This window comes from Rhodococcus sp. LB1, assembly GCF_001583455.1.
Lineage (GTDB): Bacteria > Actinomycetota > Actinomycetes > Mycobacteriales > Mycobacteriaceae > Rhodococcus_F > Rhodococcus_F opacus.
In genome coordinates, this window is record NZ_LTCZ01000233.1 from 368 (window position 1) to 7169 (window position 6802).

At 62.2% G+C, this 6802-nt stretch carries 7 protein-coding genes and 1 pseudogene; 4 read left to right on the forward strand and 4 right to left on the reverse strand.

What is annotated here, in order from left to right:
• A partial coding sequence (locus AZG88_RS52915; protein WP_197487945.1) for an enoyl-CoA hydratase/isomerase family protein occupies positions 1-405 on the reverse strand: 405 nt, incomplete at its 3' end.
• A 178-nt stretch (positions 406-583) separates the two neighbouring features.
• Between AZG88_RS52915 and AZG88_RS27080 the strand changes: the two genes are divergently transcribed.
• From AZG88_RS27080 to AZG88_RS54235, 4 genes and pseudogenes are all read left to right on the forward strand, one after another.
• The gene (locus AZG88_RS27080; protein ID WP_061699683.1) at positions 584-1213 is read left to right on the forward strand and encodes a TetR/AcrR family transcriptional regulator; all 630 of its coding nucleotides are present in this window, start codon (positions 584-586) and stop codon (positions 1211-1213) included.
• 209 nt (positions 1214-1422) lie between these two features.
• A complete protein-coding gene (locus AZG88_RS27085) occupies positions 1423-2175 on the forward strand; it encodes an SDR family NAD(P)-dependent oxidoreductase (protein WP_063886893.1) in 753 nt (250 codons plus the stop codon).
• A 111-nt stretch (positions 2176-2286) separates the two neighbouring features.
• Positions 2287-2703, forward strand: a pseudogene (locus AZG88_RS55755) (alcohol dehydrogenase catalytic domain-containing protein); the annotation flags it as partial.
• A 181-nt stretch (positions 2704-2884) separates the two neighbouring features.
• The gene (locus tag AZG88_RS54235) at positions 2885-3220 is read left to right on the forward strand and encodes a hypothetical protein (protein WP_231914218.1); all 336 of its coding nucleotides are present in this window, start codon (positions 2885-2887) and stop codon (positions 3218-3220) included.
• Positions 3221-3375: 155 nt separating this feature from the next.
• On the opposite strand, the gene AZG88_RS27095 is transcribed toward AZG88_RS54235, so the two are convergent.
• The 3 genes from AZG88_RS27095 to AZG88_RS27105 form a co-directional block, all read right to left on the reverse strand.
• Positions 3376-4167, reverse strand: coding sequence for an SDR family NAD(P)-dependent oxidoreductase (locus AZG88_RS27095; RefSeq protein ID WP_231914219.1), 792 nt, complete (start codon positions 4165-4167; stop codon positions 3376-3378).
• A gap of 100 nt (positions 4168-4267) precedes the next feature.
• The gene (locus AZG88_RS27100; RefSeq protein WP_061699685.1) at positions 4268-5053 is read right to left on the reverse strand and encodes an enoyl-CoA hydratase/isomerase family protein; all 786 of its coding nucleotides are present in this window, start codon (positions 5051-5053) and stop codon (positions 4268-4270) included.
• 112 nt (positions 5054-5165) lie between these two features.
• A partial coding sequence (locus tag AZG88_RS27105) for a long-chain-fatty-acid--CoA ligase (protein WP_231914220.1) occupies positions 5166-6802 on the reverse strand: 1637 nt, incomplete at its 5' end.

Here is a 6802-nt window from a genome sequence, read left to right on the forward strand (position 1 = left end):
CCGTTTCGGGAAAACCTGCGCAAACGTGGCGTCGCTGGAACTGACGACGAAGTCGCAGCACAACGCGAGGTTCCAACCGCCTCCAATCGCCGGGCCCGGCACCTTGGCGATCGTCGGCTTCGGGAATTCATGAAGTGTCACCGCTGCCTCGGAAATGATTCGCATCCGATCCAGAGGGTGTTTCGGCCCCTCGGCACCAAGCTGCCCCCCCGAGGAGAACACCCCGTTGGCGCCGGTGAGGACTACCACCCGAACGTCGGTGTCGAAGGCCGCGTCGTCGAGCGCGGCAGCCAGACGCTTCCATTGCAGGAAATCTAGCGCGTTCTTCACTTCTGGCCTGTTCATGGTCAAGGTGAGGACCCCGTCGACCTGCTTGGCCTCCAACGGTTCCGGAGCATCTGCCATGACATTTCCTTTCGATCAACGGACCCCGCGTAAAGCGATACGTGCCGTTTGCGCGGTGTCAGCACGGCCTAATTTTGGACGGATATACTCAGTAAACTACACCGCAGCCCTCACGGGGCGGCACAAGCTCGCGTTCGTCCCTCCGGCGGCGCTGCGAAAACACGGTAAGGTTCCGGTCATGACCTCTTCCTCTCGCACGGTCGGACGACCGCGAGAACCCGATCTCGACGAGCGAGTACTCGACGCCGCCAGGACCGTGTACAGCGATCGCGGATGGAGCGGCTTCACCGTCGACGAGGTCGCACGGCGGGCAGGAGTAGGCAAGGGCTCGCTCTATCTGCGCTGGCCCAACAAGGCAGCACTGCTGGTCGACGCCGTTCGGTCGGCCGCGCCCTCAGTCGGGAACATCAATCTCGGCAATCTCGAGCTCGACCTCCGAGAGTTCGCCAGACAGTGGATGGCATTCGTCCAGAGCATCGAGGGATCCATGACGACCCGTCTGCTGATGGACAGGCAGTCGAACAAAGAGCTGGCCGAGGTCATCGGCGCGAACGACTATCCGGATTACATCCGCTCGACCCGAGCCCTCGTCAGGCGTGCGATCGAGAGGGGTGATATCGACTCAGGGACCAAACCCACCCTGATCGCCGATCTCGTCGCAGGGGCAATCACCACTCACGTTCGCAGCACTCCTCCGGAACTGTCCGAAATCGCCAACACGGAGGCCTACTTGACGCAACTCGTGAACACAGTGTTGCGCGGTGTGGGTTATCGACATTCGACCCAACAGGACTCACCGGCGTTGTGACCTGAAGCGTCCACTCTGGATCGACAGACGCGGCCTCCCCGTCGGCGTCGGCTCCAATGTAGCGGCGGCCCGTAGTTCGGTTCGGATACTTGCGCATGACAGCCGCAACCTCAATACTGACCTATAACGTCCAGATTTCTTCCGATGCGGTCCGTCAGTGACCTGACTTGTCGGGTGGGACCTCGCTGAACGAGCACGGAGGTAGGAACATGCACTTGTCCCTGGTGGAAAAGGTAGCTCTGGTGACCGGAGCCGGTCAGGGCATCGGAGCGGCGATCGCCACTCAGCTGGCACACTCGGGCGCCAGTGTCGCCGTCTGCGACCTGCACGCCGACCGCGCAGACGCCGTGGTCGACAATCTCGCCGAGCAAGGTCTCCGCGCCAGAAGTTTCATCTGCGACGTCACGTCGCCGGATGCAGTCGCGGAGCTCACACGATCCATCACTTCCTCGGTGGGCCCAATCGACATCCTGGTGAACAACGTGGGATGGGCCGGCGACGATCCGTTCGTCTCCCTTGACGATACGCAGATTCGCAATCTCGTTGATGTCAACCTCATGTCCACGATGTTCGTTTCGCGCGAGGTCGGTGCGGGCATGATCGACCGCCGTGCCGGCCGGATAATCAACATCGCAAGCGATGCCGGGCGTGTCGGAAGCGGCGGACAGGCCGTCTACGCCGCCACCAAGGGTGGAGTCGTGGCCTTCACCAAATCGCTGGCCCGCGAGTGGGCCAAGTACGGGATCACGTCGAACTGTGTGGCACCCGGAATCACCGCAACCCCGCTGTGGGGGGAAACGTCCGAGCGCATCAAATCGCTGCTGTTGGCTGCCGTCCCCCTCAAGCGTGTAGGCCGACCGGAGGAGATCGCCAACGCTGTCACGTTCCTCGCTTCCGACAAGGCCGCGTACATCACCGGTCAGGTGCTCAGCGTCAGCGGTGGCCTGACCATGGTCGACTGAGCGTCCGATCCTCGTCCGATCCTGATGTCTCGGGGCGGGGCGAACCACCGACTTCTCCCTGGGCGACCTGTTCAGCTCGGTTCCGAGCCCACGGTGGACGACGTCGTGGAGATGAACCGCCCGCCCACTGCTGATCCATGTCGTAATCCCCAACAGAAGACAAGAGAACACAACAATGAATCATGGCGATTCCACGGAACCAGCAAACCCCTGACACTCGACGAGGTCGACAAGCCGCACGCGGGCCCTGGCGAAGTGGTCGTCGACGTGAAGGCCGCCGGATTGTGCGCATCCGACATGGGCGCGCTCCACGAGCCGGAGTGGATGGCCTCGTTCGTCCGACTCCCGATGACTCTCGGTCACGAGAATGCCGGCGTCATCAGCGAAGTCGGGCCGGGGATGGACCATTGGAAAGTCGGCGACCGTGTCGGGCTGTCGCCGACGATGCCGGACGGCGATGCCATCGGATATGGCGCCTGGGACGGCGGTTACGGGCCCGCGGTCCGCGCCACCGAGGCGAACCTCGTGCGGCTTCCGGAAGAGCTTTCCTTCAAGATGGGAGCGATGGCGACGGATGCCGGTTTGACGGCATACCACGCCATGGTCACAGAAGGGGGAGCCAAGGCGGGTATGCGGATCGGCGTCATCGGCCTGGGAGGTCTCGGCTATTTCGGCGTACGCATCGCCGTGCTGATGGGAGCCGAGGTGTATGCCCGACATCAACGCGGAGACAAGAGCCCTAGCCGACCAAATCGGACTGGCGGGCGTAGCCGAGTCCATTACAGAGTACGCAGACAAGGACCTGCCGCTCATCGTGGATTACGCGGGGTTCGGAACCACCACGGCCCGGGCCGCGCAGACGTTGGCCCCGTCCGGGACAGTCGTGCAGGTCGGACTGGGTCGGCCGGAGGCTAAGGTGAACGGCACGAGGCGAGACCTCGCTGAGCTCTACGAACTGATGCGCGGCGGTGAACTGGACCCGCCGATCCAGCTAATCGCACCGGATCGCATTCCCGAGGGCCTCGAGCGCCTTCGGCAGGGCTGAGTAGTCGGCCGCCTCATCGCTCGATACGAAGAGTGACGGCGCAGTAAGGTACACGGTCCAGGGAAAACTGGGCGCTAAGAACAACACGGCCCCGATTGTCAGTGGTCGTACATCGATGTGGCACAACAATGTACGACCACCGTAACTCGACAGATCTACACGATCGTCCAACCACCGTCGACGACGAGCGTTTGGCCCGTCATGTAGGACGATGCGTTGCTGGCGAGAAACATCAACGCGCCGTTCAGCTCATCTTCCCGTCCGCCGCGCTTCATCGGCATACGGCGGAACACCCGTTCGCCGGCGGCGCTGCTGCTGAACAGTTCCTCTGTGAGTTCGCTGGGGAAGAACCCCGGCGCGATGGCGTTGACGCGAATCCCTCGTTCTGCCCACTGAGCCGCGAGTTCGCGAGTCAACATCGTTACTGCGCCTTTACTGGCGCAGTAACCGGCTTGGGGAATCGACCAGCTTGCCACCAAGCCATTGATGGAGGCGATGTTGATGATGGTTCCCTGGCCTTGTTCCAGCATCCGGCGACCGGCGAGATGACACAGGCGATAGAGCGCGACCAGATTCACATCGAGCACTTTGCCGAAGGTTTCGGCATCTTCATCCTCCGCTGGCTGAATCGAGGTGATGCCGGCATTGTTGACAACGATGTCGATCGTGCCGCGCCATTCCACGGTACGGGCGACAACATTGCGAATCGCATCGTCGTCGGTGACGTCCGCCGAAACGGCGAGGATGCGGTCGGGGTGTTGCTCGACCAATTCGTGGAGCGGGTCGCTTCGCCGCGCGACAGCCACGACGTAGGCACCCCGTTGCGCCAACATCGAAGCGAATTGTCGCCCAAGGCCAGAGCTCGCCCCGGTCACGATCGCTACCTTGCCGGTGATGTCGAACAAGGGATCATTAATGACCCCGGCCGCTGATGGGGAATCGCTCACGAACATCTCTCCTAGTATTCCCGGACTCGTCTTAACAACTTTTGGCCGCCGATGCCACGAGTACCGCTCGGCGCAGTCGAGCGCCCAGCGGTTCTTCTCGTCAGGCGCGCTTTCCGAGTGCGCCGAAAGCTTCATAGGCGAGACCCAGTCCCAGCAGTTCGAGAACCTGCTTCTTGAGGGGCTGGACCATGAGGGCTCGCGTGAAACGAAGCGTGGTATCCGACTTCGCGGCAATTCCACGCGCGATCTGACGTGCACGCTCGAGGACCTGATCCTGCGGGTGAAGTTCCTTCACGAGGCCCCAACGAAGAGCTTCTTCTGCGGTGATGATCTCACCGGTGAGCATGTAGGCGCGTGCGCGGTTGATACCGAGCAGTGCGGTGGTCCAGATATGCGACCCGTCACCGGGTGCCATGTCCTCGAACTCGAAGTGCCCCGAATCTTCGAACGATGCAGTGTCTGAGGCGATGATGATGTCCGAGAACAAGGGGATCTCGCAATGGCGCCGAGCTGGGCCGTTCACTGCCGCGACAACCGGAACCTGAATGTCCAGCAGGGCGTTGACTAGTTCACGGTGATCCGTCCATGCGTCCTGCTCCCAGACCGAGTACTCGGCGGAGAATTCGGGGATCACCGTCATGATCTGGCCGCTGTCGGCGGTCGGGCGCGGGCCGATGAACTCCTCGCCGGTTCCCGTGATCAGGACGACCCGATTCTCGCGATCGAGCGCGACCTCACGGAACGCTTCGGTCAATTCGCGATGAGCAGGTACCAACAGCTGGAAGGAGTCGCCGTCGGTTTGGAGTTGCATTTCGAGAATGCCGTTCTCGTCTCGCGAAAACGTGAAGTTCTTGTACTTGTCGCGGTAGTCGTCCAGGACTGTCATTCGAATCGTCTCCTTGGTATGTCTTCTGCTGACCTTCGGTGTGCAGTGGTACATTTCGTCTTATCGTTTATGTGCGGCCTCCCTTGACCTTTCGACCACTGGAATCACAGAGTCAGGCGTTGTCGTCGAGCGACTCTTTCAACACTTTCTTGTCGAACTTTCCGGTGCTGGTCCGCGGAATGCTGTCGATCAGCCGGAAATCCTCTGGAATCCACCACTTCGCCACGCGTCCAGTGAGGTGGTCGCGTAGAACGCCGGCATCGACCGCTTCGTCTGCGACGACGAAGGCAGCAGGGCGCTCCCCCCAACGGTCGTCCCGACGCCCGACGACGGCCGCCTCATGAACCGACGGGTGCGCCATCAACGCCGACTCGAGGTCCACGGAACTGATCCACTCACCGCCGGACTTGATCGCGTCCTTGAGTCGATCGGTGATCCGCACCCATCCGGTCGCATCGATGGTCCCGACATCACCGGTACGCAACCAGCCGTCGCGGAACTTGTCCTCGGTGGGATCGGAGCCGAGATAGGAGCCGACCACCACTGGCCCGCGGATCTCCAATTCACCTACATTGACGCCGTCTTTGGGCAACTCGGTGCCGTCATCGGTGACGACGCGCATCTCGTACAAGGGTGAGATTCGACCTGCGGACGTCCGCGCGCGCCATCCGTCGTCGGTATCGACCATGGCCGATGGCGTGACCATGGTCGCTCCCGGGAAGACCTCGGTCATGCCCCACCCTTGTACGAAGTCGACTCCGAGGGCACCGTAGGCGCGCATGAGCGACTCCGGAACGGCGGTGCCTCCGCCGACGATGGTCTTCAGGCTCGAAAGGTCGACCGGGCTCTCGCTCGACGCGCGAGCGTTTACCACGCGCAGCAGGTCCATCCACAAGGTGGGAACGCCCCCGGCCCAGTTCACGCGGTGTTCGGCGATCAGCTCGGCCACTGCCGCGGGTTGGAGGTTCGGTCCCGGCATGACCACCGTCGCACCGGTGAGTCCACAGATGAATGGCAATCCCCATCCCAGCGCGTGGAAAAGCGGAACCAGTCCTAGGACCACATCCTGCTCACCGATCCGGAAGACATCTCGACCCGCCATGGACAGTGCATGCAGAACGATCGACCGGTGGGAGTACAGCACGCCCTTCGGATCCCCCGTCGTGCCCGAGGTGTAGCAGAGAGCCGCCGCAGCACGCTCGTCCATGTCCACGGGTGTCATCGGTTCGCTTGCCTGCTCGATCAGGTCTTCGAACCCGATCTCGTCCGGAGCCAGTTCACCGACGGATTTTCCGATGACGACGACGTGACGGAGGTGCGGCATCCGGTGCCGCAGCCCGTCGATCTGGGCGCGGAACGAAGACTCGACGATCAGCACAGTGTCCCGTGCGTGGTCGATCGTGTAGACGAGCTGATCTTCGTGCAGCCTCGGATTCGCCGTGTGCAGAACCGCGCCCATGCCCATCACCGCGTAGTAGATCTCGAGGTGCTCCTGCGTGTTCCACGCCAGACTGCCGACTCGATCCCCCGGTTTCACGCCCAAGTTCGCCAACGCTGCCGAGAGGCGCTCCGCGCGATCGAGGACTTCGCCGAACGTGGCGGAATGCGAAGGTCCGTCGGTGCAGTGTTCCGACCTCGACAACACCCGTGAGCCATGATGGATGGAACGCATCCTTCGCAGCACCATCGCAATGTTCAGATCGACATCCATCATGAGGCCGGGAACGTAGGCCGGCTCATGCGTGGTCA

Bases quoted from the DNA above. Each gene is read 5' to 3' on its own strand.
- AZG88_RS27080 (WP_061699683.1), top strand. From the start codon at position 584: ATGACCTCTTCCTCTCGCACGGTCGGACGACCGCGAGAACCCGATCTC.
- AZG88_RS27085 (WP_063886893.1), top strand. From the start codon at position 1,423: ATGCACTTGTCCCTGGTGGAAAAGGTAGCTCTGGTGACCGGAGCCGGT.
- AZG88_RS54235 (WP_231914218.1), top strand. From the start codon at position 2,885: ATGCCCGACATCAACGCGGAGACAAGAGCCCTAGCCGACCAAATCGGA.
- AZG88_RS27100 (WP_061699685.1), bottom strand. From the start codon at position 5,053: ATGACAGTCCTGGACGACTACCGCGACAAGTACAAGAACTTCACGTTT.